34 protein-coding genes are annotated in these 26,509 nt (G+C 69.6%); 3 read left to right on the top strand and 31 right to left on the bottom strand.

Translation table 11 applies throughout. The features are described 5' to 3' along the window. Positions 1–505 precede the first annotated feature (505 nt). On the bottom strand, positions 506–988 hold the full coding sequence (locus tag QM633_RS06120; RefSeq protein ID WP_415152844.1) for a hypothetical protein: 483 nt from the start codon (positions 986–988) through the stop codon (positions 506–508). A gap of 292 nt (positions 989–1,280) precedes the next feature. After that, positions 1,281–2,120, bottom strand: a complete 840-nt coding sequence (locus QM633_RS06115; protein WP_415152843.1) for a hypothetical protein — start codon at positions 2,118–2,120, stop codon at positions 1,281–1,283. A 173-nt stretch (positions 2,121–2,293) separates the two neighbouring features. Between QM633_RS06115 and QM633_RS06110 the strand changes: the two genes are divergently transcribed. Next, the gene (locus QM633_RS06110; RefSeq protein WP_415152842.1) at positions 2,294–2,806 is read left to right on the top strand and encodes a hypothetical protein; all 513 of its coding nucleotides are present in this window, start codon (positions 2,294–2,296) and stop codon (positions 2,804–2,806) included. Positions 2,807–3,577: 771 nt separating this feature from the next. Here the strand turns inward: QM633_RS06110 and QM633_RS06105 are convergent. From QM633_RS06105 to QM633_RS06080, 6 genes are all read right to left on the bottom strand, one after another. Continuing rightward, the gene (locus QM633_RS06105) at positions 3,578–4,852 is read right to left on the bottom strand and encodes a hypothetical protein (protein ID WP_415152841.1); all 1,275 of its coding nucleotides are present in this window, start codon (positions 4,850–4,852) and stop codon (positions 3,578–3,580) included. 80 nt (positions 4,853–4,932) lie between these two features. After that, complete coding sequence (locus QM633_RS06100) at positions 4,933–5,232, bottom strand: hypothetical protein (protein ID WP_415152840.1); 300 nt, start codon at positions 5,230–5,232, stop codon at positions 4,933–4,935. After that, positions 5,229–5,540: a hypothetical protein gene (locus QM633_RS06095; protein ID WP_415152839.1), complete on the bottom strand. Its 312-nt coding sequence runs from the start codon at positions 5,538–5,540 to the stop codon at positions 5,229–5,231. Before QM633_RS06095 ends, QM633_RS06100 begins: the two co-directional genes overlap by 4 nt. Positions 5,541–5,657: 117 nt before the next feature. After that, entirely contained in the window at positions 5,658–5,981 is a 324-nt protein-coding gene (locus QM633_RS06090) for a hypothetical protein (protein ID WP_415152838.1), read from the bottom strand. Continuing rightward, on the bottom strand, positions 5,978–6,289 hold the full coding sequence (locus QM633_RS06085; protein WP_415152837.1) for a hypothetical protein: 312 nt from the start codon (positions 6,287–6,289) through the stop codon (positions 5,978–5,980). Before QM633_RS06085 ends, QM633_RS06090 begins: the two co-directional genes overlap by 4 nt. A 235-nt stretch (positions 6,290–6,524) precedes the next feature. After that, a complete protein-coding gene (locus QM633_RS06080) occupies positions 6,525–6,917 on the bottom strand; it encodes a hypothetical protein (protein ID WP_415152836.1) in 393 nt (130 codons plus the stop codon). An 810-nt stretch (positions 6,918–7,727) separates the two neighbouring features. On the opposite strand from QM633_RS06080, the gene QM633_RS06075 reads away from it, so the two are divergent. After that, positions 7,728–7,970: a hypothetical protein gene (locus QM633_RS06075; protein ID WP_415152835.1), complete on the top strand. Its 243-nt coding sequence runs from the start codon at positions 7,728–7,730 to the stop codon at positions 7,968–7,970. A gap of 101 nt (positions 7,971–8,071) precedes the next feature. After that, positions 8,072–8,491 carry a hypothetical protein gene (locus QM633_RS06070; protein WP_415152834.1) on the top strand — a complete coding sequence of 140 codons (420 nt, stop codon included), beginning with the start codon at positions 8,072–8,074 and terminating at the stop codon, positions 8,489–8,491. An 11-nt stretch (positions 8,492–8,502) separates the two neighbouring features. Here the strand turns inward: QM633_RS06070 and QM633_RS06065 are convergent, their stop codons facing one another. The 23 genes from QM633_RS06065 to QM633_RS05955 all read right to left on the bottom strand — a co-directional run bounded on the left by QM633_RS06065 (position 8,503) and on the right by QM633_RS05955 (position 26,466). Next, positions 8,503–10,086 carry a recombinase family protein gene (locus tag QM633_RS06065; protein ID WP_415152833.1) on the bottom strand — a complete coding sequence of 528 codons (1,584 nt, stop codon included), beginning with the start codon at positions 10,084–10,086 and terminating at the stop codon, positions 8,503–8,505. Between the two features lie 115 nt (positions 10,087–10,201). Beyond that, a complete protein-coding gene (locus tag QM633_RS06060) occupies positions 10,202–10,339 on the bottom strand; it encodes a hypothetical protein (protein WP_415152832.1) in 138 nt (45 codons plus the stop codon). An 86-nt stretch (positions 10,340–10,425) separates the two neighbouring features. Beyond that, positions 10,426–10,791: a hypothetical protein gene (locus QM633_RS06055; protein WP_415152831.1), complete on the bottom strand. Its 366-nt coding sequence runs from the start codon at positions 10,789–10,791 to the stop codon at positions 10,426–10,428. A 118-nt stretch (positions 10,792–10,909) separates the two neighbouring features. Further along, positions 10,910–11,254: a hypothetical protein gene (locus tag QM633_RS06050; protein ID WP_415152830.1), complete on the bottom strand. Its 345-nt coding sequence runs from the start codon at positions 11,252–11,254 to the stop codon at positions 10,910–10,912. A gap of 89 nt (positions 11,255–11,343) precedes the next feature. After that, entirely contained in the window at positions 11,344–11,649 is a 306-nt protein-coding gene (locus tag QM633_RS06045) for a hypothetical protein (protein ID WP_415152829.1), read from the bottom strand. Between the two features lie 103 nt (positions 11,650–11,752). Next, positions 11,753–12,118 (bottom strand): hypothetical protein, encoded by a 366-nt coding sequence (locus QM633_RS06040; RefSeq protein WP_415152828.1) that lies wholly within the window; start codon positions 12,116–12,118, stop codon positions 11,753–11,755. 286 nt (positions 12,119–12,404) lie between these two features. Beyond that, positions 12,405–13,304, bottom strand: a complete 900-nt coding sequence (locus QM633_RS06035) for a DNA-processing protein DprA (RefSeq protein WP_415152827.1) — start codon at positions 13,302–13,304, stop codon at positions 12,405–12,407. Continuing rightward, entirely contained in the window at positions 13,304–14,833 is a 1,530-nt protein-coding gene (locus tag QM633_RS06030) for a YifB family Mg chelatase-like AAA ATPase (protein ID WP_415152826.1), read from the bottom strand. Before QM633_RS06030 ends, QM633_RS06035 begins: the two co-directional genes overlap by 1 nt. Next, positions 14,830–15,195, bottom strand: coding sequence for a YraN family protein (locus QM633_RS06025; RefSeq protein ID WP_415152825.1), 366 nt, complete (start codon positions 15,193–15,195; stop codon positions 14,830–14,832). The genes QM633_RS06030 and QM633_RS06025 overlap by 4 nt, the downstream gene beginning before the upstream one ends. 158 nt (positions 15,196–15,353) lie before the next feature. Beyond that, positions 15,354–15,665 carry a DUF2469 domain-containing protein gene (locus QM633_RS06020; RefSeq protein WP_331545293.1) on the bottom strand — a complete coding sequence of 104 codons (312 nt, stop codon included), beginning with the start codon at positions 15,663–15,665 and terminating at the stop codon, positions 15,354–15,356. Further along, positions 15,662–16,309: a ribonuclease HII gene (locus tag QM633_RS06015; RefSeq protein ID WP_415152824.1), complete on the bottom strand. Its 648-nt coding sequence runs from the start codon at positions 16,307–16,309 to the stop codon at positions 15,662–15,664. The genes QM633_RS06020 and QM633_RS06015 overlap by 4 nt, the downstream gene beginning before the upstream one ends. A 10-nt stretch (positions 16,310–16,319) precedes the next feature. Beyond that, the gene (lepB, locus tag QM633_RS06010; protein ID WP_415152823.1) at positions 16,320–17,090 is read right to left on the bottom strand and encodes a signal peptidase I; all 771 of its coding nucleotides are present in this window, start codon (positions 17,088–17,090) and stop codon (positions 16,320–16,322) included. A gap of 60 nt (positions 17,091–17,150) precedes the next feature. Continuing rightward, positions 17,151–17,501 carry a 50S ribosomal protein L19 gene (rplS, locus tag QM633_RS06005; RefSeq protein ID WP_415152822.1) on the bottom strand — a complete coding sequence of 117 codons (351 nt, stop codon included), beginning with the start codon at positions 17,499–17,501 and terminating at the stop codon, positions 17,151–17,153. A 143-nt stretch (positions 17,502–17,644) separates the two neighbouring features. After that, positions 17,645–18,391 (bottom strand): hypothetical protein, encoded by a 747-nt coding sequence (locus QM633_RS06000; protein ID WP_415152821.1) that lies wholly within the window; start codon positions 18,389–18,391, stop codon positions 17,645–17,647. Between the two features lie 337 nt (positions 18,392–18,728). After that, the gene (locus tag QM633_RS05995) at positions 18,729–19,490 is read right to left on the bottom strand and encodes a succinate dehydrogenase/fumarate reductase iron-sulfur subunit (RefSeq protein WP_415152820.1); all 762 of its coding nucleotides are present in this window, start codon (positions 19,488–19,490) and stop codon (positions 18,729–18,731) included. Beyond that, complete coding sequence (locus QM633_RS05990; RefSeq protein ID WP_415152819.1) at positions 19,487–21,514, bottom strand: fumarate reductase/succinate dehydrogenase flavoprotein subunit; 2,028 nt, start codon at positions 21,512–21,514, stop codon at positions 19,487–19,489. Before QM633_RS05990 ends, QM633_RS05995 begins: the two co-directional genes overlap by 4 nt. After that, positions 21,514–22,164: a succinate dehydrogenase cytochrome b subunit gene (locus tag QM633_RS05985; protein ID WP_415152846.1), complete on the bottom strand. Its 651-nt coding sequence runs from the start codon at positions 22,162–22,164 to the stop codon at positions 21,514–21,516. The genes QM633_RS05990 and QM633_RS05985 overlap by 1 nt, the downstream gene beginning before the upstream one ends. A 195-nt stretch (positions 22,165–22,359) precedes the next feature. Next, the gene (trmD, locus tag QM633_RS05980) at positions 22,360–23,064 is read right to left on the bottom strand and encodes a tRNA (guanosine(37)-N1)-methyltransferase TrmD (protein ID WP_415152818.1); all 705 of its coding nucleotides are present in this window, start codon (positions 23,062–23,064) and stop codon (positions 22,360–22,362) included. Next, a complete protein-coding gene (gene rimM, locus QM633_RS05975; protein WP_415152817.1) occupies positions 23,054–23,566 on the bottom strand; it encodes a ribosome maturation factor RimM in 513 nt (170 codons plus the stop codon). Before rimM ends, trmD begins: the two co-directional genes overlap by 11 nt. Positions 23,567–23,712: 146 nt before the next feature. Further along, entirely contained in the window at positions 23,713–23,964 is a 252-nt protein-coding gene (locus QM633_RS05970; protein ID WP_300146467.1) for an RNA-binding protein, read from the bottom strand. Between the two features lie 2 nt (positions 23,965–23,966). Further along, the gene (gene rpsP / locus QM633_RS05965; protein ID WP_415152816.1) at positions 23,967–24,401 is read right to left on the bottom strand and encodes a 30S ribosomal protein S16; all 435 of its coding nucleotides are present in this window, start codon (positions 24,399–24,401) and stop codon (positions 23,967–23,969) included. Between the two features lie 212 nt (positions 24,402–24,613). Continuing rightward, positions 24,614–25,276 (bottom strand): metal-dependent transcriptional regulator, encoded by a 663-nt coding sequence (locus QM633_RS05960; RefSeq protein WP_415152815.1) that lies wholly within the window; start codon positions 25,274–25,276, stop codon positions 24,614–24,616. Then, on the bottom strand, positions 25,273–26,466 hold the full coding sequence (locus QM633_RS05955) for an Nramp family divalent metal transporter (RefSeq protein ID WP_415152845.1): 1,194 nt from the start codon (positions 26,464–26,466) through the stop codon (positions 25,273–25,275). Before QM633_RS05955 ends, QM633_RS05960 begins: the two co-directional genes overlap by 4 nt. Positions 26,467–26,509: the final 43 nt, after the last annotated feature.

Here is a 26,509-nt window from a genome sequence, read left to right as displayed (position 1 = left end):
CGCGTGCTGGGGCTGGCTGGGCTCGGCGCGCTGGCCGCGCGCTCTCGGCTTCGGCTGGCCGGGCTGGCTTCGGCCGGCTCGCGGTTCGGCTGGCCGCTGCGGGCTGGCCGAACCGTGGGAGCACACAGGGAGCACCCGGCAGCCCTGGCCGCGTGGCTCGCCCGCACATCGCCACCGGTGCCGAGCTGGGTGGCGGCGCGTGGGCTGCTGAGCTGGCCGCGAGAGTGCGCGTCGCGTTCCGCGTCGCTGTGGTCGGGGTCGCCCGGGCTGCTGTGCCGGTGCCGGTGTCGGGGGTATGCCCCCTGCCAGGCTCGCTCCCTACCGGCAAGTATTAGCAGCTCAGACCATGCCACCGTTTCAGAGTCGATGGACGAGAGGCCCAAACGGCCCTGGCAAGGGCGTTTACGTGTAGACGGGCGCACGCAGGGCCACTGAGGGACGTGGGCGATCCTCGCCGGGTGCCGGCTGCTGGCCGTCTGAGCCTCCCGGAATCAAGGTGAAACGCCTAGTCGCCCTTGGAATCGGCATCCTTGGCCGACCTCTCGGGCCGCTTTGCGCGCCGCAGTTCCATCCGAGCTGCCAGTGCGCGCGCCAGTTCACCTTGCGACCTCGCCATGAGCGGGAAGCCGAGCTTGAGAAGCGGTTCGAGAAAGAGGATGTAGCCGGCCAGCGCCAGGCAAGCCGTAAACAGCAGGTTCATCGTGCTGGTGAGCCCAGCCACGCTCGGCGCCACTCCATTAGCGTCCTGCTCCATGCGCCACAAGGCGACGAACATGGCCACGCCGCCGATGATCGCAACGAGCCAACGCGCGGCAAGCATCGAGCCGTAGAGGGCCCGGATGAAGCCACCCCCAGGGACCGGGCGCGTCATCTTGTTCACCTCACGCAAGGTCGGCACCCGCCGGTTCAGGGTGACAGCGTAGGCGACGAAGAGTGTCGCCAACACGGCAATCCCGGTCGCCAGAAAGGTGCGCTGAGCCTCGGTCATGGAGACATTCTCGCAGCGGCTCACCCCGTAACGGCCCTAGACGCAACGAAGGGGGTCAGGCTTTCGGCCTGACCCCCCAACGGTGTCCCCAGGTGTTGCGTTCAGTCGGCGCACCATGAGCAGTAGGCGCGGAACGTGCCCAGAGCGGTCTCCTTCCAGCAGTCCGCCGGCGCACCGCAGCTCCCGCACGACTGGCTCGACGCTGGCCCATGCTCACAAACCCACCGCTTGCGTCGCGTGGCCGCGGAAGGGTCTGCCACCCGCGGCCGGCCGCGCTTCGGCTGCTCGGCGCTCACGCGCCTAGCTCGATCCTACGCCGGCTCGGATGCTGGTCCCAGGCCCGGTGGTGCGAGCGGCACATCGGGCGGTAGTGGGACGGGTGCGGGCAGTAGCGCGAACCCTTCTCGCGTCCAGCCTGCTCGATCAGCTCGCCAGCGCAGCCACCGACGTACGCCCAGTGCTCTGCCTGCTCCTGGCAGCCGTCCTCCGCGGTGCAGGGGAATCGGCTGGCCGGCCCGCGGAAGTCGTTCAGGCGCTTGTGGGCTCGGCTGTAGCTCAGCGGCTCGCCCGGCTCGCGCCGGGTCTCCCTGAACCGCACAGACGGATCGAACGCAATCAGATCGAGCTGCCGGTAGAAGTACCGGCGACCAATCCGCACTGCCGGCGGCGTCAGCGAGCCGTTCCGGCGACGGTTCAGCAGCCCTGACGTCCGGTTGAGCCCGAGGTAGACGTTCGCGTCCCTCTCCGCGATGAGGCCGTCCTCCCGAGCGACCGTCAGCAAGTAGTCGAGCGGCTGGCGCGGCGTCCACATCGCACCCCCGCGCCCGGTCGACTCCCGGCGCTTGCGACCCTTGCGCAGGGCCTCCGCGGGCGGTGCGGGCCTGCTCGGCGCACCCATGACGTACGGCTCAGCGTCCTTGCGGGGACGTCCGCCGGCCCGTGGGCCAGCCTCGGCCAGGTCTGCCCACCAGTAGTGGGCGCGGCCGTTCACGGTGACGTGCGGGACGCCGACTCCGCGCAGGCGCTGGCCTCGAAGCGTGCTCGCAGGCATGCCGCGACTCAGCGCGGCCTCCTGCTCGGTGAGCAGGCCCTTCGGCCAGCTCGGGTACTCGGGGTCGTTCATCCTCAGCATGGGGTTCTCCTTCTTCTTAGTGCCGGTTGTTCGTTTCGCGGCCTTCCAGGTGCAGGGGTAGGCCAGGTTGTAGGGCTCGGGGGGTTCGGTTCGATTCCTAGAGCAGGCTCCTCAGCTTTTCGACGCGCAGGGGATGCCGGGGGGCTGTCGGTGGCCCGCTCTACGCTGCCGCCATGACTCCAGAGCAGTTCAGCTACCTCTCGACCCTTGCGGGAGTGCTGCCGACCCTGTGGGTTGCCCTGGCGGTCATCGCTATGCCGCGTAGCAGCCTCATCCTGAGTAAGCGCCGTCGCGCGGTCTTCCTCACCTTCGCAGTCGGCGGCATCCTCGGCCTGCCTGCGCTCGTTGAGGGTGTGATGCTCTACACCTTGTCCGATCAGGTCAACGGCCATCCGTACGATCCGCTGTGGGTCCGGCTGCTCATCAGTTGGGCAACAGGGATCACGGCAGGGCAAGCGGCGAGCATCGTGATCGTGCTGGGCTTCGCCACTGCCGAGAAGGTCGCCAAGAAGGTCGAGACGACACCGGAAGCGGCTACCGAGCTACCTCCGCAGTCAGCGGTCAGCCGCCCCGCCTCAGGCGGGAGTGCGCAGCACCCGGTACTCGCCCAGCAGGCCAGCCACGACGCCGAGCTGATGGGCCCGGAGGGCCCCGGCAGCCAGGTGCTGGGAAGCCAGCAGCCCTGACGGGCTGCTACGGGTTCAGCTCCGCCAGGAGCTGGGGTTTCATGGTTCCCGGCTTCAGGTGAACACCCGTCAGGGTGTTCTACGGTCGCTCTAGGCCCTGCCGGCGCGGGAGCCGTGATCCGTCGCCCAGGGCGCACGCCCGGAGGGCGCGCCGTCGTGCGCGTGATCCTGGCTACGTAGGCGGTAGCGGGCTTCCTGGCTTCCCAGCTAGCAGCAGCCCTGACGGGCTGCTACCGGTACGCCATGCCGGTACCGGCTACCGAGTAACCACAGGCCCTAACGGGCCTGTACCAGCACCGGCTTCCGGTACGGGTACGGATACCCCCTCCCCTATCCCCCCTATAGTCCCCCCTTTCCCCTCCGGAGAGGGGGCTTGGGGTGGGGCCCAACAGTGCAGCTCAGCGTCCGCACCGGCGGGTGCTCGGGATGACGCACCGCCAGCGGGAGGGCGAGCCACCTCGCCTACCTTCCGCAGTCTGGACCAGCCAGCCATTGGTGCGCAGGAAGTGGAGAGCTGCGCCGCTCTGGCCAGTGGTCAGCCCGGGAACGTCTCTCAGCTCGCGGGTGCTGGCTACCAAACCCCCACGAGCATCAGCTTTGCTGAGAACTCCATTCGCAACAGCGCGGATGTGCCCTGGCTGGTCCGCCAGGGTCTCCAGCCACTCATTCCGGTCAAACATGAGTGCCCTTCTCTCAGATTCTCGCGCAGGACGGCACCCCAGGCGGGACGGTGGCCCGTAGGCCAGCTCCGCCCCGCCCAGGTCGGCCGAGCTAGCGGCCCAGGCGCTCCCGAGCCGTGTAGGCCGACATGCGCTCGGCCATCGTGGGCTCGCGCTCCTCGCAGCCGGGATCGCCCGGCTGGGAGCCGTCCGGCGCGCTGGCGTAGTCGTCCAGCTCGTCAGCGTCCGACTCGACCTCGGCCACCGGCCGGGCCTTGGCCACGACCTGCACCCGCGCCCAGGCGGCAGCCACTGGCTGGACGGCCACGCCGCCATAGGCGACATTCACGCCGGCGCGACCGCTCACGCCCTTGGCCCTCAGCTCGGGGAGCGCCGCGCTCCAGCTCGGCTCGCCCTCCTCGACCTTCACGCCAACGATCCGGCCGGCCTCGGGAAGCAACCCCTTGAGCTTGCCGGCGAAATGGCAGAGCGCGGCGTGCGCCCGAGAGTCGCCAACCCCGCGCAGCGCGGGCACCTCGCCCTTCATGTGGCCCCGCTCCCAGCCGGACGCCCGGACACCGACCACGGTCGTGGTGACGCCGTTCTCGGTGCGCTCGTCGAGCTTGGCGCGGTCCCACTGGAGGGTCAGCACGCCATCGCTGGTCACGAACTGGCTCCTGCCACCGGACGCCAGTTCGAACGGGTGCCCCACGTCGAACCCGTTCTCGATGAGGCCGTCGCCCAGATCGGGGATGGCCTCGTAGCCTGCCGTGATGCCCAGACGGAGCACCTCGGGTTCGAGGTTGGCAGTCGATTCGCGACCACTACTGACGCTCACCTTCCAGCCGATGCTCTTCAGTGCCTCGCGGAGTCGCTTCTCGTCGTGGTGGCGCTCGATGGAGCTGCGCCTGTGGAGCACCAGCTCGACCGTGGGCCCGTTCAGCACGCCTCCACCCTTACTGTCCGCCGGTCGGCTCGGGACCACGACAACCAGGTGCGGCAGTGGCTTCGGGACAAGGCCGGCGTTGGTGGTGATGGTCACGGGGACGTCGCGGTACAGCTCCGCGGTCAGCGCCTCGGCCAGGACGTGCGCCAACCCCACCGGGGGCTCGTTCACGGCGAGGCTCAGGCTCTTCAGCCTGCGCTGGGCCCCGTCAGCGAGCAGGGTTGCCCGCTCCAGCGCGACCTGAGCGCCCTGCAGGGCCGGGACGGTCACGGTGGCGTCGCCCTCGCTCAGGCGGGCCTTCAGGTCGGCCAGCTTGGCCGTGCTCTCGGCCAGCTTCGCCTTCGCGTCGACGTCGGCCTTCGTTGCGTCCTCGCGGGCCTGCTTGTAGTCGTCGCCGTCGCTGGTCAGCGCAGGGTCGACGGTGATGTTCGGTTCGGTCATGTGTGCTCCTTCATGGATTGGTGCCAGCCCGCCCTTTGCGAGCTGGCGTGTAAACGGAAGAGCCACCGGGGATCGGTGGCTCAGGTGGTCGGTTGCGGCTGGCGCTTCCGGGTGGCGGTGACGGCCGCGGGGCCCGTCAGCTTCCAGCGGGCACGCAGGCCTCGCTGGGGTGGCTTGGTGACCATGGCGAGCCGGCGCATGGCCTTCAGCGCCGCGATCTCGCGGTCTGCGACCTCCGGGTCGCTCGACGCCAGCTCTCGCAGCTCGTACAGGGTCAGCTCCAGCTCGCCGTTGCCGTCCGCGCGCCCGGCGAGCGCCTGCGCAAGAACTCGGGCCCTGCCGCCGACTCCGTCCGGGTAGGTGTCCGGGTCGAAGCTCATGCGGCCTTCAGATCGCCGTTCTGTGCTCGATTCCGAATGCCCTTCATTCGCTCCGACCGTGCTGCCCGCTGCTCGGGGCTCAGGGTCTGGGTAGACCTCACTGCCCGCGAGACGCTGAAGAGTTCTCTCGGAATCCTGAAGTAGGCGAACGGCGAGCCGTCCTCGTAGGTGCCTTCCCGCTCCAGGGTCACGCCCTGGCCGAGCTTCTTCTTCAGGGCCGTGATGTCGGGACGCCGACAGGTGTAGATGCACACCTGCTCATCGGCGTCGGTGTAGGTGATGCTGGTCTCGCGTTCCTCCGCGATCATGGTTCCTCCTCGGAATCTGTGTGTAGTTCTCTGGTCCCGCTGGGCATCGCGCCCGGGGGTAGGCCAGGTGTAGGGATCGGGCCTCATCGGCCCAGATTCGAGAGGCCTGCTCTCGAATCAGATGCGCACGCCCGGCTCCAGGCCCACGCGAGCTGCCAGGGACTCGACCGTCTCCAGGACGCACCAGCGAGTGACCTCGCGATCCTCGGGCAGCCGCGTCGAGCGGATCGCCTGACGAGCGCATAACGCCCTGGCAGCCCTGTGCGCATCGGACTTCGTGACTCCCGCGCAATCCGCGAGTCGCCGGTAGCCCATCTGGACGCACCCGTAGCCGTCCGCGTGCTGGTGTAGCGCGTCGAGCACGCGCACCTCCGGCTCAGTCAGCGGCGAGAACGGGGTGATCCACCGATCCCAGTAGGGAATGCCTGCCCAAGCGTTCACAGGTGAACGTGGCGCGTGACGCCCACCTTTGCGGCCAGCTCGTCCACGCCGATCAGGACGCGCCATAGGTGAGGCTCCCGACGCCCACTGGTTCCCGGACGCTCACAGTGGATCGCTCCCCGTTGCGAGAGCATCGCGAGAGCCTGCCGGGCACCGCTCGGAGCGCCGATCCCAGCCTTGTCCATGAGCTGCCTAGCGCCCATCGCGACCAGGCCGTCGACCGCGTGGACCTCCAGGCAGTCGAGCACCGCGACCTCGCTGCGCTTCAGCGGAACGTCGGGTGTCCACTCCGGCCGGATCAGCGGCATGGCTCATCCCTTCGCCAGGTGCCGTCCGCGTCCATGTGGAGCCCTGCCCACTCCATCCCCAGGAACGTCCTGCACACGGCATCGGCGCTCCCGGCAAGGTGGGGCTGGAATGCCCCGGGTCCGAAGTTCTGGTGGCAGCCCTCGGTGCAGTGAGTTGTGCCGACAGGCTGGGTGGTCCGGCAAAAGCTCGTGCAACGGCGACGCCGGCGCTTGCGGTCGTTCAGCGCGGACGCATTCACGAGGTGAGCCTCCCCAGCTTCGTCGCCTGCGCCAGCATCTGTTCCGCGTCTCCGCTCAGCATGTTCGCCAGCTCGGCGTCGCCGCCCAGGTGGTCCAGGGACAGCGATTCCCGCACCAGCTCCAGGTAGTCGGCCTGCACGCGGGCCAGGTCGGCCAGGATGGCCTCCTCCTGCTCCTTGCGTTCCTGGCGGGCCTTCAGCTCGGCTTGGGTGGCCTCCAGCTCGGCCTTGTAGCGATCAGCCCCGCGGCGCGTCTCCCGCAGAATCTTGCGGGCTGCGCTGGGGCTCAGGTCTTCAGTGATGGGGTTCCTCCTTCGTCGGTTCGTCGTTCGCCTCGGCCTCCACCACCAGCTCGCGCAGGGCGGACTCTCGGTAGCGGACTTGGCCATCAGCCAGCTTCACGAAGCGCGGCGTCTTCCCCTGCGCTCGGCGGTTGGCCAGCGTGTGAGTGCTCAGGCCGACCAGGCCAGCGGCCTGCTTCGGCGTCAGTAGCCTCTCCATCGGATAGATCGGCTCCTCTCTCTGTTGTGGTTGGTCGGCGCATGCGCGCCTCCCGGGCGTGACTGCCCGGAGAACGTGGGTTGCTCCGCAAGGATCGGGAACGCCGGCCATCAGGGGCCCGGTGCAGTTCGGTGACGACCAGTAAGTGGCTGCGCAAGAAGAAGGGGGCCCAGCGGCCTCTAGGGCCACCGGGCAATGGCGGGATTCTCGCTCCCGCGGTGCGACGTCTCTTGCAAGCTAGCAGGCGTCCACGGCCGAAATGGGCTCGCCGGACGCACGTTCGCGCCTCACCCAGACGCTATCGGTCGACCGCGACGAACTGGCATCCGCTGAACGGTCGTTCGTGCTGCGCGGGGTGGAACCGCTCGAAAAGAAGAAGATGCCCCTCGGCAGGGACGCGGCAACGGTGCCAGCGGTCAACCCACCGAGGGGCAAGGGGTGAACCCACGCGCCCAGCACGGCGTGCGAGTTCGAGCTGCCGGAAGGAGCGCAAACGGCAGCCCCTCCCCGGCGCTGGCGGTCTACAGGCCAGTACCGGGAGGGTCATGGGAGGAGGGGCAAACTCCTACACCTCGTAGATGTAGTTGGGCTCCCCAGAAGACAGGCGTGAACGCTGAAGTTGCACGAACGTGCGGGACTGGCCCGAAGCGGGCGGCGCGCATCCCAAGGCCCAGCGAGCCGAGCGTTACCGTGGCTCCATGGCTGAGGAGACTGAAGCGGAAGTGTTCGCTGAGCTTCGGGCGATGGTGCCTGACACGTTCACTGCGACCCGACGCCTGCTGGACGGCGTTCAGCACGAAAGCGAACCGGAGAGTGGGCTCCAGCCCGAGACCGTGATCGCCTTGATAGTGACCGCGGTGTACGAGCTGGAGGAGCGGTTGATCGCCATAGAGGAGCACCTCGTGAGCACTGGCGAAGCCAAGGCGACCGAACAAGCCTGAGTACGGCCCGAAGTGGCTCACCCGCTTGCACCGAATGCCGGTAGGAGTCGGTGGGTGTGTGGTTCAATCCGACCATGAAGGGGTTCACGCTAGCTGGCATCGTGGCGACTCTGCTCCTCGCCGGGTGCGGAGCGCCGCAGCCCACTTCAGGCCAGATCGGCTCATGGAACCTGCCAGTCAGGGCGAGCGACGGTCAGGACTTCTCGTGGGCGACCACAGGGACGCTTCGCGAGTACTACACCACCTACGGCGTCGTACGCGAGGCCCAAGTCGACGTGACAATCGCTGACACCCTCACCTCGCGCTCGGGCAGCTTCTCCCCAACCGTGACGATTACCTCGTCTGGAGGGACTACCGAGACCTGCGACAGCAACGGCGGGATGCGAAACCACCTCTACTTCAGACCCAACGGCGGGCACCAGGTGCTCACCAGCGTCACCTTCACGTGCACGATCCGCCAGAAGGGATCGACCGGCGCCCCGCCCCCGGACGGGGCAACCATCGTCATCGACAACGGGTAGGGCCCGCGCGGTCAGGCGCGGTCGGAAAGCAGCGCCTGTCGGTTCGCCTCCAGCTTGGCTAACTGCTCCGGCGTCGGGTTCTCCCAGCCGTTCAGCCTTGCCAACTCCGCCGGCGACATGTCCGCAGCGCCAACAAGCCGTATGGGGAAGCCCTCCAGTGGACGGGTGGTCTCGAAGTCAATCTGAGGAATCTTGCCCTTGCCCCTCACGCCGCGGCGGTGCAGCCGGATCACGCTGAACACCGACGAGATAGCCGCTCGCTGCTGGCCCAGGTCGAAGGTGTGCCAGGCCTTTGCCAAGTCGTCCAGCCCGCCAGGACGTAGCAGGTTCTCCAGCGTCGGCGTTGTATCCACCTCAGCCAACTGCGCTCGCGCTTCCTCCTCACGCTGGCGGAGCATCGCCGTCGCGGTCTTCATCTGCTCCAGCGTCAGTAGGTCGGAGCTGTAGGCCTCGGCCAGCTCGGAGAGCTTGCCCTCGATGATTGCCAGCTCAGACCGCAGGGCATTCAGGCGAACGCCCTGCTCGCTGTCGTCGGAGCCGGGCCAGGCGTCGCGGGCGCGCTCCAGCGTCATCAGGAACACCGTCCAGACTGCGCTGTCGAGCCAGTCGACCGGCGCGGACGCGTGCGGGACGTGACAGCCGTAGTGCACGCGCCGGCTCCCGTCGTTGCGCTTGGGGCCCATGTGGCGCACCACGCCCTCACCGCACACCGCGCAAGTCACAATCCCGCTGAGGAGCGTTGTCGGCGTGCCGCCCTTCGACCCGCGCCGCGGGTTGCGATTCCCCGGGCGCGAGGGGCTAGACAGGATGGCGTGCACCGCCTCCCAGGTCTCCAGGTCGACCGTGGCCGGCCACTGGCCAGCGCCCACTACTTCGCCCTTGTAGGTGCTCTGCGCGACGTTGCGTCGAGACATCAGAACGTCACTCACCCGGCTCCCCCTCCAGCGCGTGCCACCGGCGACCGGGGAAGCGCCCGCGGCGGACCAGCGCCTAGCCACCTCCGTGGGCGTGGTGCCGTGCAAGATGTCCTTGTAGGCCTGAGCGATCAGCGCGGCTTCGTCCGGCTTCAGCACCCACTGAGGACTCCCCTTGGTGCCGATGTTCTCGTATCCGAACGGTCGATTAGTCCAGGTCACCATGCCGCGCTCCGCGGCCTGCTTCGCCTGCGCCCTCTGGCGTGCGGCCTTGCGCTCAACCTCACCGCGGGCAACCGCAGCCTTGATCCGGGCATACAGGCGTCCGCCATCGGTCTGCAGGTCGGCCTCGCCGTTCGCCGTGACCAGCCGCAGGCCGTTCTCCTCCGCGGCGTCGATCCAGTCCTCTAGCTGGCGCGGCTGGCGCGTCAGGCGGTCCAAGTCCCAGCAGACCAGGGCGTCGAAACGCCCGGCTCGGTAGTCGCTCAGCATGGCGTTGTAGCCGGCGCGGACCTTGCGCTTGTCGCTCGCGCTCTCTGTGTCGCTGAACTCTCGGTAAAGCGACCAGCCGCGCTCCCGCAGGATACGCAGGCAGTCCTCTCGCTGGCGTTCGTTGGCAAGTCCGGTGCCCCGCGGGTCTTCCGAGATTCGGAGGTAGACAGCAGCTCGCACTTCGGACATGGGGGTCATGCTACGGGCAGCCATCAGCCTGCCCTCCTCTCGACTCATGGGTGGGTGTGGCCGGATAGCCATGGCGGCTCACCCGCGCCAGCGGGTGGGCACCAGAGTCAGCCGGTCAGCTCTCCGACTTCAGCTCAGCGGCACGGATCGCGGCCTCGACGTCGGCCATGGTGCCGACCAGGCGGTCGTACTCGGCGGCGTCAGCCGCGAGCTGTGCGGAACGTTCGGTGCGGGTGGTGGTGCTCTCGGTCATGTGAGTAGTCCTCTCAGGGGGATGGCTTGTCTCGTCAGCGGGTCGGGAGCCACCCGAACCCGGACCCCCGGAGGGGTTTCGACAGGTCACAGCTCGAAGTGGCCATCCGCGTAGAGGTAGAGCAGCTCAGCCCCACCACCAGCCACGGGCGTGGTCAGCACCACGAACGAGTCACCGACGCCGTTGCCGGCGTGGCCGGCGTCCCAGCGGCAGGCGCGGACGGTGAAGCTCTCCAGCTCCGGGTCTTCGTCGGCCACCTGATCCAGCAGCTCGGAGCCGTCTTCGTACAGGCAGTCAGGCGTGCCCGGGTCGTCGAAGATCGAGCGGTAGAGCGACTGACTGGGCGTCAGGGTCACGGTGGCGTCAGGCCCGGACGTCATAGCCTCGGCTTGCGGGGATGTCACGCCGACCAGCGCGACGGCAGCCAGGATGGCGAGGGCAGTACGAATCATGTGAGGAGTCCTCTCGGAATGGGGTTGGCTTGTCTCGTCAGGCGTCCGGGTGCCACCCGGTACGCGACCAGAGGCCGGACGAATGCCGGGCACTCAGGTTTCGACACTCAGGAGGACGTCAGGCCTCGTGGTCATGCCGATAGCGGGCCACGTCGTAGGTGGCAGACGTCAGGCCGTCGCGGTGGTGGTGACCGCAGACCCTGGCCGGCTTCAGCTCGCCGTAGTAGACACTCACCAGGTCGGCCGAGTGCGCGCCGAACTCGTGGTGGCAGTCCAGGGTCACCAGCTCGCCGGAGCGAGTGACATGCAGGCCGGACGCGAGTGCCGACGCCACGGCGTCCGCGCGAGTCGTGTAGAACAGCGGGCCGTTACTCACGCCCGTCACCACCCAGCGCGAGGGGTCATTGATCGGGCCGAAGACGAACGCCCAAGCGGCGTTGGCGGGCAGGTAGACAAGGCGCATGGCGAAGTCCTCTCGGGTCAGGGTTGGTTAGGTCCGGGCGACCTCGGCAGTCACCAGCAAGGCGCTGGGGACCACCGGCTACGTCCGGGTCAGACGTACTCAGCGCGGACGCCACCACGCGGGCCGGTCACGTACCGACGCAAGGGGTAGCCACCCCACGTCTCGTTTTCGTTGTCGTTAGGGTGGAACGGGTAGACGTCAGCCCACGCACCGCCACCCAGCTCGGCACCGGTGGCGTAGGCGAAGCTCGCCAGGTAGTCGCGGACCTGGGCCAGGGTCATCGCGGGCCGGTACTCCCGCGCGGTGTTCGTGGCCGCGTAGTGGACGGAGTAGCGGGCACCCAAGCAACGCCGATTCTCGGTGTCGACGAAGGTCTGAACGGGCAGGGTGGGCATGGCGAAGTCCTCTCAGGGAGTCAGGGATGGTGCAGGTCGGGCGACCTCGGCAGCCACCCCCAGCACGGGGGTAGCCACCGGCTACGTCCGAACTAGGGACGGGTCACGCGGCCAGGGCCACGCGCTCACCCGTGGTCACGTACGCGCCACCCACCACGCCGCCCAGGCACAGCGACTGGTGACGGGACGTGGTCACCGAGTACCGAACGTCCGGCACGGTCAGCAGCTCGCCCCCCAGAGCCCACGCGATGGGGGTGGCGTAGCTGTAAACGACGTAGAGCGGAGCGCCCAGCTCGGCAGCACGGGCGACAGCCTGCGCCAGCATCTGGCAGGCCTCAGCGGGCATGCGGCCAGTGGAGACCTGCCACGCGTAGTGGGCATAGTCAGCGCGGAAGCTCTTGCCCGAGTTGCGGAACGGCTCGCCGTTGTAGATCGCGGCGACGGCCTCACGGTTGGTAGCGGTGGTCATGGCTTGTCCTCTCAGGACTAGGCGCGCCTTATGCACGCCGTGAGAGGCCGTCGGAGGAGTTGAACCCCCGGTGTCGACACCGGCTCGCGGAGTCCCGTTATGTGGTGGGTTGCGCACGGTCGCATTGCCGTTTGTCATTGCCCAAACCCCCGCGAATCGGGGGTGACTCTCAATGATCGCCTCTCGGCCAGCCGGTGTCTGGCAACCCCACCGATTGGGGACGGCCAGCGCCTAGGTGAGACCGTCCGCAACCCCTCGCCCCGTTACCCGTATCCCGTGGATTCGTTTATGGGCCATGCGCTAGTCCGTAGGGCTGACCATGGCCGGGCGTGTTATGCCGGTGTCTCTCTCGTCCCCTAGGTGGGGACACGCTGTGGAGTTCTGAAGTGACGAGCGGGCTCTCTACGCGGCTGCCGCTAGCTGCCTGTCCTTCCGACTGCTGGGGGGAGCGGCTACCTAGCTCGACTGGCCCGGTGCCCCGGGGCGACTGCCCCGCCGTCCCCCCGCTCCGTTGCGGCGACAAGCACAAGATTGATTGACAGATAGGGAACCGCACCCTGCTCGGCCGCACTCCCGGCGCCAGCTCGCTGACCAGGACGCCGCTCTGGGTGATCCGTTCGAACAGCGGCCGGTGACCGCCGGGATACGGCGCATCCAGGCCGCCGGCCTGGACGCAGACGGTCGCGCTGCGGCCGGCCAGGCAGCCCCGGTGCGCGGCAGCGTCGATGCCGTAGGCGCCGCCGGACACCACGCTCCGGCCAGCCTCGGACAGCTCCGCCCCGAGGTCGGCGGCCACCAGGTCGCCGTACGCCGTCGACGCCCGCGAACCGACGATCGACACGGAGGTCGCCACCAGCCCCGACAGGTCGCCCCGTCCGGCCAGCCACAGGCCGAGCGGAGGGCCGGAGAGCTGGTTCACCGGCTCGCAGCTGGCCAGATCAGCGAGCCGGGGTGGCCACTCCGGATCACCGGGCACGACGAACCGGAGCCCGTGGGTTCGCGTCCGTTCCACCAGTTCCCCGGGGCGGATCCGCCGCGCCCGGGCGGCGAGCGGCCCCTCCTGGTCGGAGGACAGCAACGCCGCCCACACCTGCTCCGCCCCGTAGTCGGCCACCGCGTCGGCGGTGGCCGGGTGCCCCGGCTCGACCACCGCGGCCAGGCACATCCGGGCTGTCCGCTCGTCCATCACGCCGCCTCCATCCCGGTTCCCCCTCTTCGCATCGCCAGGGCGGTGTGAAGATGCTCGCGGGTCGGCCGATCGGCGCCGGCGAGATCCGCGACGGTCCAGGCCAGCCGGAGCACCCGGTCGACCCCGCGGGAGGACAGCCGTCCCCGGGCGACCGCGACGTCGAGCAGCTCCGAGCCGTCCGGAAGCGGCAGTCGCTTCCGGAGCGCCGGGCCGGGCACCTCGCCGTTGGTGCGCCATCCGGTGCCCTCCAGCCGGTGCCGCTGACGGTCCCTCGCCGCCCGCACCCGGTCCGCCACGACCGCCGTGCTCTCGCCGGGCGCGTAGCGGCTCTCCAGGAACGCCGCCCGCGCGGGCCTCAGTTCCTGGCTGATGTCGATCCGGTCCAGGATCGGCCCCGACACCCTGGTCGCATACCGCCGCACCACCATCGGCGGGCACCGACAGTTCCCTCCCGGAGTGCCGGCCATGCCGCACGGGCACGGATTGGCGGCCAGGACCAGCTGGAAGCTGGCCGGGTAGGTCGCCGTCGCCGCCGCGCGCGCCAGCACGATCCGTCCGGACTCCAGCGGCACCCGCAGCGCCTCCATCACCCGCGGACTGAACTCGGGGGCCTCGTCGAGGAACAACACACCGCGGTGAGCCCGCGAGACCGCGCCGGGCATGGCGATCCGCGCCCCACCGCCGACCAGGCTCGCCATCGACGCGGAGTGGTGCGGGTCGGCGTACGGCGGTCGCCGGACCAGCCCTGCGTCCAGGTTGACACCGGCCAGCGAGTGCACGGCCGACACCTCGAGCGCTTCGGCGACGCCGAGGTCGGGCAGCAGCCCCGGAAGACGTTCGGCCAGCAGGGTCTTGCCGACCCCGGGGGGCCCGTGCAGATAGAGGTGGTGACGACCTGCTGCCGCCACCTCCAGCGCCCACTTCGCCTCCACCTGGCCCGCGACGTCCGCCAGGTCGAGCGGCGGTCGCGGATCGGCCGACTCAGCCAGCGGAGGCGGGACCAGCGCACCGGCGCCACCGGTCAGCACGTCGAACAGGTCCGACAGGTCGGCCGCGCCCGCGACGGAGACGCCCTCGACGAGCGCAGCCTCCCGCATCTGGGCCGCCGGTACGACGACCCGGTGGAAGCCCCTGCCGGCCGCGGCCAGGATCGCAGGCAGGAGGCCACGGACCGCACGCACGCGTCCGTCCAGCCCCAGTTCGCCGAACAGCGCCGTGCCCTCCAGCGAGGCCGGATCGAACCTGTGCCCGGCGGCCGCCACCGCGGCCGCGATCGCCAGGTCGTAGTGCGACCCCGCCTTGGGCAGCGTCGCGGGCGAGAGGTTGATCGTGACGGGGTCGGACGGCCACCCGCGTCCCGCGGCGGCCATCGCGGCGCGGCACCGATCCCGCGCCTCGTAGAGCGCTGTGTCGGGCAGCCCGACCATGGTCGTGCGGGGCAGGCCGCTGCTGATCGCGGCCTCGACCTCGACCATCGTCCCGTCGATGCCGAGCAGTGCCACCGACCACGCCCTCGCCTGGCTCATCGCCCGATCCCGGGGACGTGGGTGATGACCGGTGGCGCGTCCCGGGTGAGCAGCACCCCGACACCGTCGAACCGGATCCGGCCCACCGCGGTCGGCTGAGCGCGCAGCCAGTGCAGGGCGACCTCGCGGAGCTTGGCGACCTTGTGGGCGGTGATGCCCTCCAGCGGCGGCCCGAAGCCGAGCCCCGTGCGGCACTTCACCTCGCAGAAGACCACCACCGGCTCGGGACCCGGCTGGAGCGCGATGATGTCGAGTTCGCCCACCGCACAGCGCCAGTTCCGATCCAGAATCCGCCACCCCAGCCGCTCCAGGTGCGCGGCGGCCAGATCCTCTCCGGCATGCCAGACCTCGGCCCTCTCCACTGCGACCACCTCCCGGTGGTCATCTTCGGCAGCGCGGCCGCACGGCGCTCACCCGATGTTCCGGGCTGTGGATGAACCCCGAGCCTGTGGACAACGCCGCACGAGAGCACCGGCCCCGCGCAACCAGCACGAGGGGGAGGATCGCTCCACGGCCGGGCTCAGAGGTTGTCGGGAACCTTCAGCTCGCTGTGGGCGATCTCCTCGATCGACACGTCGCGGAAGGTGAGCACCTTGGCGCTCTTCACGAAGCGGGCGGGACGGTACATGTCCCACACCCAGGCGTCACCCATGGACACCTCGTAGTAGACGTCGCCGCCCTCGGTGCGGACCTTCAGGTCGACGGCGTTGCACAGGTAGAAGCGTCGCTCGGTCTCCACCGCGTAGGTGAAGATGCCGACGACGTCCTTGTACTCCTTGTACAACTGCAGTTCGAGTTCCGACTCGTACTGCTCGAGGTCCTCCGCGCTCATATCGTCTTCACCTTAACCGTTCGCCGCACGTTGTCGAAGCACATCCGGTGGATGCTGCTCGGCCCGTGCTCCTCCAGCCGCTCCTGGTGCAGCGGTGTGCAATATCCCTTGTGGATGTCGAAAGCGTAGTCAGGCAACTCCTCGTGCCACCCGGTCATGATCCGGTCCCTGGTCACCTTCGCGACCACGGACGCCGCCGCGACGCAGGCCGCGACGCGGTCGCCCTTCCAGATGGCGAGGTTCGGTGTGCCGAGACCGTCCACGCTGAAGCCGTCGGTGAGGGCGAAGTCCGCCGCCGGCTGAAGTCGCAGCAGCGCCCGCCGCAGCCCGGCGAGGTCGGCATGGTGCATCCCGAGACGGTCGCACTCGTCGGACTCCACGCTGACCACCGACCAGGCCAGTGCGTTCTCGACGATCTCCGCGTACACCCGCTCACGCGCGGCCGGGGTCAGCAGCTTGGAGTCCGCCAGCCCGCGGATCTCGCCCCGCCGCCCGGGACGCAGGATCACCGCGCCGGCCACCAGCGGTCCGGCGCAGGCACCACGACCGGCCTCGTCCGCGCCGGCGATCAACTCGAAGCCGCCGCGGCGCAAGGACGCCTCGTACGCGTAGATGCCGGCATCCCGGCGCACCACGACCGCCACCGCACGCGCCTCAGCAGACGACCTTGTTGCCGGCCAGGACGGGTGCCGCCGGCGGGGTCCCGCCCGCGGGGATGCCCTCGAATGTTCGCGGCCTGCTGATCGCATGGATCCGGTCGAACGGGTAGACCACCGCGACCGCCGTGCCGACGATGTTCCCCACCGGGATGAAGGCCTGCCCGCCCGCCGGACCGCCGTTGGTCTCGTCGTTCAGGTGGCAGCGGGAGTCAGCGGAGTCGTTGCGATGGTCGCCCATCACGAAGACCGTACCCGCAGGCACCACCACGTCGAAGGACACCGAGGACGGCTCCACCTGTTTGCCGGTCGACGGATCGATGTACAGGTAGTCCTGCTCGTTCAGCGCGGTGCCGTTCACGGTCACCCTGCCCCTGGCGTCGCAGCAGGTGACGTGGTCGCCGGCCACGCCGATCACCCGCTTGATCAGGTGGTTGGAACTCTCGTCCGGCGCGAGCCCGACGAACACCAGCGCGCGCTGAACCGGGTCATCGCTCACCCTGGCCGGCGCGAGCCAGCCCAGGGTGTCGCGGAAGACCACGATGTCGCCGCGCTGGTAGCCGACGATCTTCTGGACGGCGACCCGGTCGCGGATCAGCAGGGTATTCTCCATCGAGCCGGAGGGGATCACGAACATCTGGGCCACGAACAGCCGCAACAGGGTGGACGCGATCAACGCCCCGATCACGACGATCGCGATCTCACGGAGCCAGCCGGCCGCCGCCCCCCACGCGCCGTGGCGAGTACCACTCTCGTCGGGTGAACTCACCGCCATCCTCTCCCGGACGCCCTCGACGCCTGCACCGACGTGCCGCTCGGACGCCCAGCGTCAGCGGTCGCGCTTCTCCTTGATCTTGGCAGCCTTGCCGCGGAGACCGCGGAGGTAGTACAGCTTGGCGCGTCGCACGTCGCCGAGGCGCTCGACCTCGATCTTCTCGATGATCGGGCTGTGCAGCGGGAAGGTGCGCTCGACACCGGTGCCGAAGCTGACCTTGCGGACGGTGAAGGCCTCGGCGATCCCGGACCCGGTTCGGGAGATGACGGCGCCGGCGAAGACCTGGATACGGGAGCGGTTGCCCTCGATGACCCGCACGTGAACCTTCACCTGGTCTCCGGGACGGAAGTCGGGGACGTCGTCGCGCTGGGCGTCCTTGCCGATCTGCTCTACCAGCTGGTTCATTTCCGGTTCCTCGCCAGTGCCACAGGTCACTTCGTCTCGTACGTCATCAGGATTCCGCGCACGCCTTCCCCCTGTGGCAGGAGCGGTCGCGGCACAACGATCGACAAGTCTGCCACAGCGGGGCCCGGCCGCGGTAATCGTGGTCAGTCGGCCGGCCGCACGCCCGCCTCGCTGCTCACGCGCGGCAGCAGGCCGAGCTTCTGCCAGATCTTGCGCGCCATACCGCTGGTCAGGTTCTCGATGTCCGAGATCGTCGCCAGCACGGCCGGGTCGGTGGTGCGCTCGGCGTACACGGCTGCGGTCTTGGCCACGAGGGCCAGCAGCTCAGAGCAGTAGTCGAGGTAGCTGGCCATGTCGATCGGGCTCAGCCCCACTTCCACCGTCTGCGCGGTGGGACGGAACGCCGAGGCGAAGCGTTCGGGGTCCTTCGTGAGCTGGTGCATGTCGATCACGTGGGCCAGCGACCGCAGCCGGTGCAGCTCGCCGAGGATACGGCGCCGCTCCAGGTGCGCGGGCAGCAGCCACAGGAACACCACCGCGATGCCGACGTAGACGATGTCGTTGACGATCGTCTCCGCCGCCGACAGCCAGCTCAGCGTGGTGCCGCCGCTGGTGGCGAGTTCGGCGACCGACGCGACCACCGACACCGCCGTCAGGACCACCAGCGCAGAGATCGCCACCAGTCCGAGCACTCTCAGCACGCGGATCGGGACGGTTCGCGCAGCCGCCTTCTCGACGTCCGAGGCGACCGAGACGAGCTGGCCGGCGACCCGGGTCAGGTTCCGGCCGGGGAACCGCGCGCCGATCCGGGCCTGGAGCCGTTGCGCCGTCGCCAGCACGGCGTCCGCGTCCAGCCGCTCGTAGGTCACCGTCCCCGCTCCCTCCACCACGCCCGCGCCCAGCGTAGCGACCTGGGGTCCCGTCTCGACGCCACGAGCCCCCCAACCCCGCCGCCCCGCCCCGCCCCGCCTCTGCCCCACCCCGGCCCACCACGCTCGGTCCCCCTCCCGCGTTTGCTCCCGAAAAGGGGTTTTGCTCCCCGAATTCGGGGGCAAAACCCCTTTTCGGGAGCAAACGTGACAGACCCGAGCCGGGGACGGGGCCGGAGCGGGTCAAGAGGCGGAGCGGGGCAAGAGGCGGAGCGGGGCAAGAGGCGGGACGGGTCAAGAGGCGAAGCGGACGCAGGACGGCCCCCGGAGTGCTCCGGGGGCCGTCCTGTGCCGGGGTCTACTTGCCGTCGCGGGAGAACAGCGAGGCGATCAGGTCGCGGTTGAGCTGGCTGATCGTGTCGAAGGGGATCTGCTTGGGGCAGACCTCAGCGCACTCCCCGATGTTCGTGCAGCCGCCGAAGCCCTCGGCGTCGTGCTGTCCGATCATCTTCTTGATCCGCAGGTGACGCTCGGGCTGACCCTGCGGGAGCATCGCCAGGTGGGTGATCTTCGCCGCGGTGAACAGCATCGCCGAGGAGTTCGGGCACGCCGCGACGCAGGCGCCGCAGCCGATGCAGGTGGCGGCGTCGAAGGCCCGGTCGGCCTTCAGCTTGCCGACCGCGTTGGCGTGGGCGTCCGGCGCGGAACCGGTGTTCACCGACACGTAGCCGCCGGCCTGGATGATCCGGTCGAAGGCCGAACGGTCGACGACCAGGTCCTTGATCACGGGGAACGGCCCGGCCCGCCAGGGCTCGACGTCGATCACGGCGCCGTCGGAGAACGAGCGCATGTGGAGCTGGCAGGTGGTGGTCGGCACCGGGGAGCTGCCACGCCCGTGGGCGGTGCCGTTGATCACGACGCCACACATGCCGCAGATGCCCTCACGGCAGTCGTGGTCGAAGGCCACCGGCTCCTCGCCCTTGACCGTCAGGTCCTCGTTGAGGAGGTCGAGCATCTCCAGGAAGGACATGTCCGGGGAGACGTCCTGCACCTGGTAGGTGACCATCTGCCCCTGGGAGGAGGCGTTCGCTTGGCGCCAGACGCGCAGGGTGACGTTCACTTGTAACTCCGTTGCTTCAGCTCGATGAACTTGTACTCGAGGGGTTCCTTGTGCAGCACCGGTTTCTCGCCGGTACCGGCGAACTCCCAGGCCGCGACGTAGCAGAACTCGTCGTCGTGGCGCAGGGCCTCGCCGTCCTCGGTCTGGCTCTCGGCCCGGAAGTGGCCGCCGCACGACTCGCGCCGGTGCAGGGCGTCCACGCACATCAGCCGGCCCAGCTCGAAGAAGTCCAGGACGCGCCCGGCCCGCTCGAGGGTCTGGTTGAAGTCCTCGTTCACGCCGGTGACCTTGACGTCCCTCCAGAACTCCTCACGCAGCTCGTCGATCTTGACGATCGCGGTCTTCAGGCCCTCCTCGGTGCGCTCCATCCCGCAGTACTCCCACATGATGTGGCCGAGCTCCTTGTGGAAGGAGTCCACGGTGCGGTTGCCCTTCACGGCGAGGAGCTTGTCGATCCGCTCCGTCACTGCGTCCAGCGCCTCCCTGGCAGCGGGGTGGGTCGCGTCGATCTTCTCGAACGGCGCGCCGGCCAGGTAGTCGTTGATCGTGTTCGGCAGCACGAAGTAGCCGTCCGCGAGGCCCTGCATCAGGGCCGAGGCCCCCAGCCGGTTCGCCCCGTGGTCGGAGAAGTTGGCCTCACCGGTCACGTACAGGCCCGGGATGTTGCTGGACAGGTCGTAGTCGACCCACAGGCCGCCCATTGTGTAGTGCACGGCAGGGTAGATCCGCATCGGGGTCTCGTACGGGTCCTCGCCGGTGATCTGCGCATACATGTCGAAGAGGTTGCCGTAGCGCGCGGCCACGCCGTCCTTGCCGAGGCGTCCGATCGCCTCGGCGAAGTCGAGGTAGACGCCGCGGCGGACCAGCCGCTCATTGCCGTCGTGGTCGAACTCCTTGACCGCGGGGCCGACGCCGCGTCCCTCGTCGCACATGTTCTTGGCCTGCCGGGACGCGATGTCACGCGGCACCAGGTTGCCGAACGCCGGGTAGATCCGCTCCAGGTAGTAGTCGCGGTCCGACTCGGGGATCTGACGCGGGTCCTTGCCGCAGTCCTCCGCGTTCTTCGGCACCCAGATCCGGCCGTCGTTGCGCAGCGACTCCGACATCAGGGTCAGCTTCGACTGCGTCTCGCCGTGCACGGGGATGCAGGTCGGGTGGATCTGCGTGTAGCAGGGGTTGCCGAAGTAGGCGCCCTTGCGGTGTGCCCGCCAGTCGGCGGTCACGTTGCAGCCCATCGCGTTGGTGGAGAGGAAGAACACGTTGCCGTAGCCGCCGGTGGCGAGCACGACGGCGTCGGCGAACCAGCTGTCGATCGCGCCGGTGACCATGTCCCGGGTCACGATGCCGCGGGCGCGCCCGTCCACCACGATCAGTTCGAGCATCTCGTGCCTGGTGTGCATCTTCACGGTCCCGGCCGCGACCTGCCGTTCCAGCGCCTGGTAGGCGCCGATCAGCAGCTGCTGGCCGGTCTGGCCGCGGGCGTAGAAGGTGCGCTGCACCTGCACGCCGCCGAAGGAGCGGTTGTCCAGCAGGCCGCCGTACTCCCGGGCGAACGGGACGCCCTGCGCGACGCACTGGTCGATGATGTTCGCACTGACCTCGGCCAGCCGGTACACGTTGGTCTCGCGAGCGCGGTAGTCACCGCCCTTGACCGTGTCGTAGAACAGCCGGAACGTCGAGTCGTTGTCGTTGCGGTAGTTCTTCGCGGCGTTGATGCCGCCCTGGGCCGCGATCGAGTGAGCGCGCCGCGGGCTGTCCTGGTAACAGAAGTTCAGCACGTTGTAGCCGGCCTCGCCGAGGCTGGCCGCCGCGGCACCGCCGGCCAGGCCGGTGCCGACGATGATCACCGTCAGCTTGCGGCGGTTGGCCGGGTTGACCAGCTTGGCCTCGAACTTGCGCGTCGACCACTTCTGCTCGATCGGGCCGTCCGGCGCCTTGGTGTCGTGGATCTCCTCACCGAGGGTGAAGTAGTCGGCCCCGGGAAGCGGCTTCTGCGTCGCTGCGGGCCTGGTTGTCGTCGTCATCAGTGAATCCATCCGAAGAGCACGGACACCGGCATGATCACGAAGCCGATGTAGAGGATGAGGGCCACGGCCCAGGCGCAGCCGTTCAGGACGGCGCGGGCCTTCGCGCTGGTGTTGGCCCCCAGCGTGGCGAAGGCGCTCCAGAAGCCGTGCCGGACGTGCATGCACACCGCGAGCACCCAGACCGCGTAGCACAGGACCAGCCACCACACCTGGAACTCGCTGATCACCGTCTGGTACGGGTCGAGGTCCGCCGGAGTGTTGACCAGGGTCACCTTGGCGGTGAACTGGAGCAGGTGGAACACCAGGCCGACGGCCAGGATGATGCCGCCCCAGCGCATGGTGCGCGCGGAGTAGGTCCTGGCCAGGTCGCGCTTGGCCTGGTAGGTGGACGGGTTGGCCGCCAGCGCCCGCTTCCACAGGGTCGCCGCGGAGTACATGTGCAGCACCACGGCTGCCAGCAGCACGAAGCGGAAGACCCAGATGAACCAGCCGGGCGGCATCAGCGGGAAGAGGATGCCCCCGTCCTCGCTCAGGCCCTTGAGCCACTCCGCGTAGTGGTTGTATTCCTCGGCACCCAGGAACATCTTGAGGTTGCCGTACATGTGCATCAGCAGGAACGCGATCAGGATCAGCCCGGTGACGGCCATCATGGCCTTGAGTGCCACCGTGGACCTGAGCGCTCTCTGGTGAGGGGTAAGAGTCGTTGTCGCCACGGCCCCACCCTAATGAGAATCGGGGCCCGTTTCCGCCGCTGGCGGTCTTTCCGGCAGAGTTGGTCTCAGAATTTGGACAGGGACTGGACGAAACGCCAATTCCGCGCATTTGGGCAATGCCCGCGTGCCCTAATTCGGGTTGTCCAACAGGTCCGGACGACGCTCGGCGGTCCGCCGGCGGGCCTGCTCCAGCCGCCACCGGGCGACCTCCCCGTGATGCCCGGAGAGCAGCACCGCAGGCACCTCGAGACCGCGCCAGGACGCCGGCTTGGTGTACACCGGGTACTCCAGCAGGCCATCCAGTTCGGTGCCGTGCGACTCCTCCACCAAGGACTCCGGGTTGCCCAGGACGCCGGGCAGCAGCCGCACCACGGCTTCGGTGACGGCCAGGGCGGCCACCTCTCCCCCGTTCAGGACGTAGTCGCCCAGGCTGACCTCGAGAACCTCCATCCGGGTGGCGGCGTGCTCGACGACCCTGGCGTCGATGCCCTCGTAGCGTCCGCAGGCGAACAGCAGCCAGTCGCGTCCGGCCAGGTCGTGGGCCAGCGGCTGGGAGAAGGGCACCCCGGCGGGTGTGGGGACGACCAGCAGCGGGGCCGCGCCGTCCCGCGGCACCAGGTCGTCGAGGGCCTCGCCCCACGGCTCGGGCTTCATCACCATGCCAGCCCCGCCGCCGTACGGGGTGTCGTCGACCGTGCGGTGGCGGTCGTGGGTCCAGGTGCGCAGGTCGTGGACGCCGAGGCTCACGATCCCTGCCTCGACCGCCTTGCCGACCAGGGACAGCCGCAGCGGCGCGAAGTAGTCGGGGAAGATGCTGACCAGGTCAATCCGCATCGGGGACCTCGTCCAGGAGCCCGGGGATGGGGACGATCACGAGCCGGCCCGCCGCCGGATCGACCTCGGGGACCAACGCGGTCACGAACGGCACCAGGCGCCTGCCCGCCGGCGTCCGCAGCACCAGCAGGTCGTGGGCGGGGTTGTGCTCGACGCCGACCACCTCGCCCAGGCTCGCCCCCTCCGGGTCGACCGCGGCGAGCCCGATCAGCGTGGTGTCGTGGAACTCGTCCGCCTCGACGACCTCGGCCGGGCCGTGCGCCCACACCTCCCGCCCGCGCAACGCCTCGGCGGCCGTCCGGTCCGGCACCCCGGCGAAGCCGACGACCAGCCGGCCCTGCTGCCAGGACTGGGAGCTCACGGTCAGGATGCGCCCGTCCACCTCGACCTGTGCGCCGGGGGCGAACCTCTCCTCGACGCTGTCGGTCCGGGGACGCAGCGTCACCTGTCCGCGCAACCCGTGCGGGCGCCCGATCGTGCCGACGATCACCCGGTCGTCCACGAGCCCTCCTGTGATGTGCGTCCGCCCCGCCCGCTGCTGCGGACGGGGCGTGACGACGGCTGCCTGTGGGCCGCTGACGGCCCGGGTGCCACACGCGGGGACTGCCCCTGGCACCGCGTGCGGCGGGCGGGGGCGGTCCCCTCCGGTCAGCGCCGGCGGGGGCGACGGTCGACGTCGACGAAGTCGACGCGGACCTGCTCGCGGCCGGCGAGTGCGGCGATCACCGTGCGCAGGGCACCAGCGGTGCGACCCTGCCGTCCGATGACCTTGCCGATGTCCTCGGGGTGGACCCGCACCTCGAGGGTGCGCACCCTGCCCCGGTCGGACTCGCGCACCCGGACGTCGTCCGGGTTGGGCACCAGTCCACGGACCAGGTGCTCGAGCGCGTCGGCCAGCATGCTCAGGCCTCTTCGGCCTCGGCGGGAGCATCCGCCTCGGCGTCAGCCTGGTCGGCCTTCTTCTTCGACGTGGAGATCGCCGCGGAGGCGGGCTCACTGTCGGCCTCGGCCAGGGCGGCATTGAACAGCGCCACCTTGTCCTTGGGCTCCGGCTGCGGCGTGACGCCCGAAGGGCTGGTGTCGCCGCTGAACTGCTGCCAGTCACCGGTGCGCTTCAGCAGCGCGACGACGGCCTCGGTCGGCTGGGCGCCGACCCCGAGCCAGTACTGGGCGCGATCGGAGTTGACCTTGATCAGCGACGGCTCGGCCTTCGGGTGGTAGAGGCCGATCTCCTCGATGGCCCGGCCGTCACGCTTGGCGCGGGCGTCCATCACGACGATGCGGTAGTGCGGGGAGCGGATCTTGCCGAGCCGCTTCAAACGAATCTTGACAGCCACGTGTGTGGTTTCTCCTGCTGATTGGTGGGACGGTGAGCTCACCGGCCCGGACGGGTGAACGCCGGCGCTCGCTGTGGGGCAACGCCCACCGGGTTCGGGTGGATCGGCGTCCACCGGCGATGAGAGGGCACCGACGGGCACAGATGCAGCGATCATTGTGCCAGAGGCGGCTCCCGTGGCGCCAATGCGGTGCCCGACCCGGTGCGTGCCGCTCAATCGACGTGCCGGACCCGGACCTGTCGGAAGGTGGCCGCGTCGAGGTCGAGCGGCCGCTCGTCGCGCACCACCCGGACCGGATCGGCCCGGTCGATGTCGACCCTGGCTCCGGGAATCAGCCCGATCCGGCGCAGGTCGGCCAGGCGGGCCGGGTCCGAGTCGTCGACCCGGACGACCTCGTAGCGGCCGGGAACCGCCTCGTCGAGCCGGATCGTGTCGCCCTGCCCCGGCCAGTGGCCGTCCGCCGAGGGAATCGGGTCGCCGTGCGGGTCGATGCGGGGGTGGCCGAGGAGGGCGTCGATCCGCGCCAGCATGCGGTCGGAGACGGCGTGCTCGAGCCGCTCGGCATCCTCGTGGACGTCCTCCCACCCGTAGCCCAGGACGCGCGCGAGGAAGGTCTCCAGCAGCCTGTGCCTGCGCACCATCGCCACAGCGAGCTGCTCGCCCTCGCGCGTCAGCGAGACCGGTCGGTACGGCTGGTAGGAGAGAAGACCCTGCGCCTGGAGCCGGCGCATCGCGTCGGAGACGTTGGCCTGGCTGGTGCCCATGCGCTCGGCGAGACCCTTGGTCGTGATCGGCGGGGCTCCCCATTCACGCGCCGACCAGATCACCTTCAGGTAGTCCTGCGCGACAGGACTGAGGTCGTCGACGCCGGTCATCCCAGTGTCCCGGCGGCGGTGAGGACGACCAGGGCGACGTTCAGCAGCACGATCAGCGCCACCACCGTCCAGGCGACGACCCGCAGCGCGACGGAGTTCGCGAACCGACCCATCACCGCCCGGTCGCTGCTCACCCGCACGAGCGGGACGAGCGCGAACGGGATGCCGAGGCTGAGCAGGACCTGGCTCATCACCAGCGCCCAGGTCGGGTTGACTCCGCTGGCCAGCAGCAGGAGGGCCGGCACGAGCGTGATGCAGCGGCGGGCGAGCATGGGGATGCGGATTCGGAGCAGGCCGGACATGATCGCCGCGCCGGCGTAGCACCCCACCGAGGTGGAGGCCAGCCCCGATGCGAGCAGCCCCACCGCGAACAGTCCGGCGAGCAGCGGGCCGAGGGCGCCGCTGATGGCCGCGTGCGCTCCCTCGATCGAATCCGTGCCGCCCACTCCCTGCAGGGTGGCCGCAGCGAGCAGCAGCATGGCGATGTTGACCGCACCGGCCACGAGCATGGAGACCAGGACGTCCCACCGCGTGGCCCGGAGCAGGCGGGGCAGCCCGAGCGTCCCTCCCTGCCGCCCATGCCGGTCGCGGGCGAGCGCCGAGTGCACATAGATCGCGTGCGGCATCACGGTCGCGCCGAGCATGCTCGCCGCCACCAGTACCGAACCGCCGTCCGCGAACCGGGGCACGAGTCCGCGACCGGCCCCGGCCCAGGACACGTCGCTGGCGAACAGTCCCGCCACGAACCCGATGGTGACCACCAGGAGCAGGCCCATGATCACGAACTCGAACGGACGCTGGCCGCGCCGGGTCTGCACCGACAGCAGCACCATCGACACCAGCCCGACGATCAGTCCTCCGGCGACCAGGGGAAGCCCGAACAGGATCTGCAGTGCGATCGCACCGCCCAGAACCTCCGCGAGGTCGGTCGCGGCCGCCACCACCTCCGCCTGGGCCCAGAAGACGATCCGCGGTCCCCGCCGCAGCCGCCGGCCGAGCAGTTCGGGCAGGCTGCGACCGGTGACCAGGCCCGTCTTTGCCGAGAGGTACTGCACCAGCATCGCCATCGCGTTGGCCAGCACCAGCACCCACACCAGCAGGTAGCCGTACCGGGCGCCCGCCGTGAGATTGGCGGCGACGTTCCCCGGGTCGACGTAGGCGACCGCGGCCACGAAAGCGGGCCCCCACAGCCAGGCCAGCCGCCGCCCGCGCTCGCCCTGGCCGCCCGGCCGG

Source organism: Propionicimonas sp., assembly GCF_047606205.1.
Taxonomy (GTDB): domain Bacteria; phylum Actinomycetota; class Actinomycetes; order Propionibacteriales; family Propionibacteriaceae; genus Propionicimonas.
Note: the sequence above shows the minus strand (reverse complement) of the source record. Positions and strands in the feature narration are given on the sequence as shown.

Coding starts and splice junctions, on each gene's coding strand:
- QM633_RS06120 (WP_415152844.1), bottom strand. CDS start 988: ATGACCGAGGCTCAGCGCACCTTTCTGGCGACCGGGATTGCCGTGTTG.
- QM633_RS06105 (WP_415152841.1), bottom strand. CDS start 4,852: ATGACCGAACCGAACATCACCGTCGACCCTGCGCTGACCAGCGACGGC.
- QM633_RS06080 (WP_415152836.1), bottom strand. CDS start 6,917: ATGGCCAAGTCCGCTACCGAGAGTCCGCCCTGCGCGAGCTGGTGGTGG.
- trmD (WP_415152818.1), bottom strand. CDS start 23,064: ATGCGGATTGACCTGGTCAGCATCTTCCCCGACTACTTCGCGCCGCTG.
- QM633_RS05970 (WP_300146467.1), bottom strand. CDS start 23,964: ATGCTGGCCGACGCGCTCGAGCACCTGGTCCGTGGACTGGTGCCCAAC.
- QM633_RS06030 (WP_415152826.1), bottom strand. CDS start 14,833: ATGAGCCAGGCGAGGGCGTGGTCGGTGGCACTGCTCGGCATCGACGGG.
- QM633_RS06110 (WP_415152842.1), top strand. CDS start 2,294: ATGACTCCAGAGCAGTTCAGCTACCTCTCGACCCTTGCGGGAGTGCTG.
- QM633_RS06095 (WP_415152839.1), bottom strand. CDS start 5,540: ATGATCGCGGAGGAACGCGAGACCAGCATCACCTACACCGACGCCGAT.
- QM633_RS06050 (WP_415152830.1), bottom strand. CDS start 11,254: ATGCGCCTTGTCTACCTGCCCGCCAACGCCGCTTGGGCGTTCGTCTTC.
- QM633_RS06055 (WP_415152831.1), bottom strand. CDS start 10,791: ATGATTCGTACTGCCCTCGCCATCCTGGCTGCCGTCGCGCTGGTCGGC.
- QM633_RS05985 (WP_415152846.1), bottom strand. CDS start 22,164: ATGGCCGTCACCGGGCTGATCCTGATCGCGTTCCTGCTGATGCACATG.
- QM633_RS06035 (WP_415152827.1), bottom strand. CDS start 13,304: ATGGACGAGCGGACAGCCCGGATGTGCCTGGCCGCGGTGGTCGAGCCG.
- QM633_RS06065 (WP_415152833.1), bottom strand. CDS start 10,086: ATGTCCGAAGTGCGAGCTGCTGTCTACCTCCGAATCTCGGAAGACCCG.
- QM633_RS06085 (WP_415152837.1), bottom strand. CDS start 6,289: ATGCCGCTGATCCGGCCGGAGTGGACACCCGACGTTCCGCTGAAGCGC.
- QM633_RS06040 (WP_415152828.1), bottom strand. CDS start 12,118: ATGACCACCGCTACCAACCGTGAGGCCGTCGCCGCGATCTACAACGGC.
- QM633_RS06020 (WP_331545293.1), bottom strand. CDS start 15,665: ATGAGCGCGGAGGACCTCGAGCAGTACGAGTCGGAACTCGAACTGCAG.
- rplS (WP_415152822.1), bottom strand. CDS start 17,501: ATGAACCAGCTGGTAGAGCAGATCGGCAAGGACGCCCAGCGCGACGAC.
- QM633_RS06045 (WP_415152829.1), bottom strand. CDS start 11,649: ATGCCCACCCTGCCCGTTCAGACCTTCGTCGACACCGAGAATCGGCGT.
- QM633_RS06100 (WP_415152840.1), bottom strand. CDS start 5,232: ATGAGCTTCGACCCGGACACCTACCCGGACGGAGTCGGCGGCAGGGCC.
- QM633_RS05960 (WP_415152815.1), bottom strand. CDS start 25,276: ATGACCGGCGTCGACGACCTCAGTCCTGTCGCGCAGGACTACCTGAAG.
- QM633_RS06075 (WP_415152835.1), top strand. CDS start 7,728: ATGGCTGAGGAGACTGAAGCGGAAGTGTTCGCTGAGCTTCGGGCGATG.
- QM633_RS06115 (WP_415152843.1), bottom strand. CDS start 2,120: ATGCTGAGGATGAACGACCCCGAGTACCCGAGCTGGCCGAAGGGCCTG.
- QM633_RS05990 (WP_415152819.1), bottom strand. CDS start 21,514: ATGACGACGACAACCAGGCCCGCAGCGACGCAGAAGCCGCTTCCCGGG.
- QM633_RS06060 (WP_415152832.1), bottom strand. CDS start 10,339: ATGACCGAGAGCACCACCACCCGCACCGAACGTTCCGCACAGCTCGCG.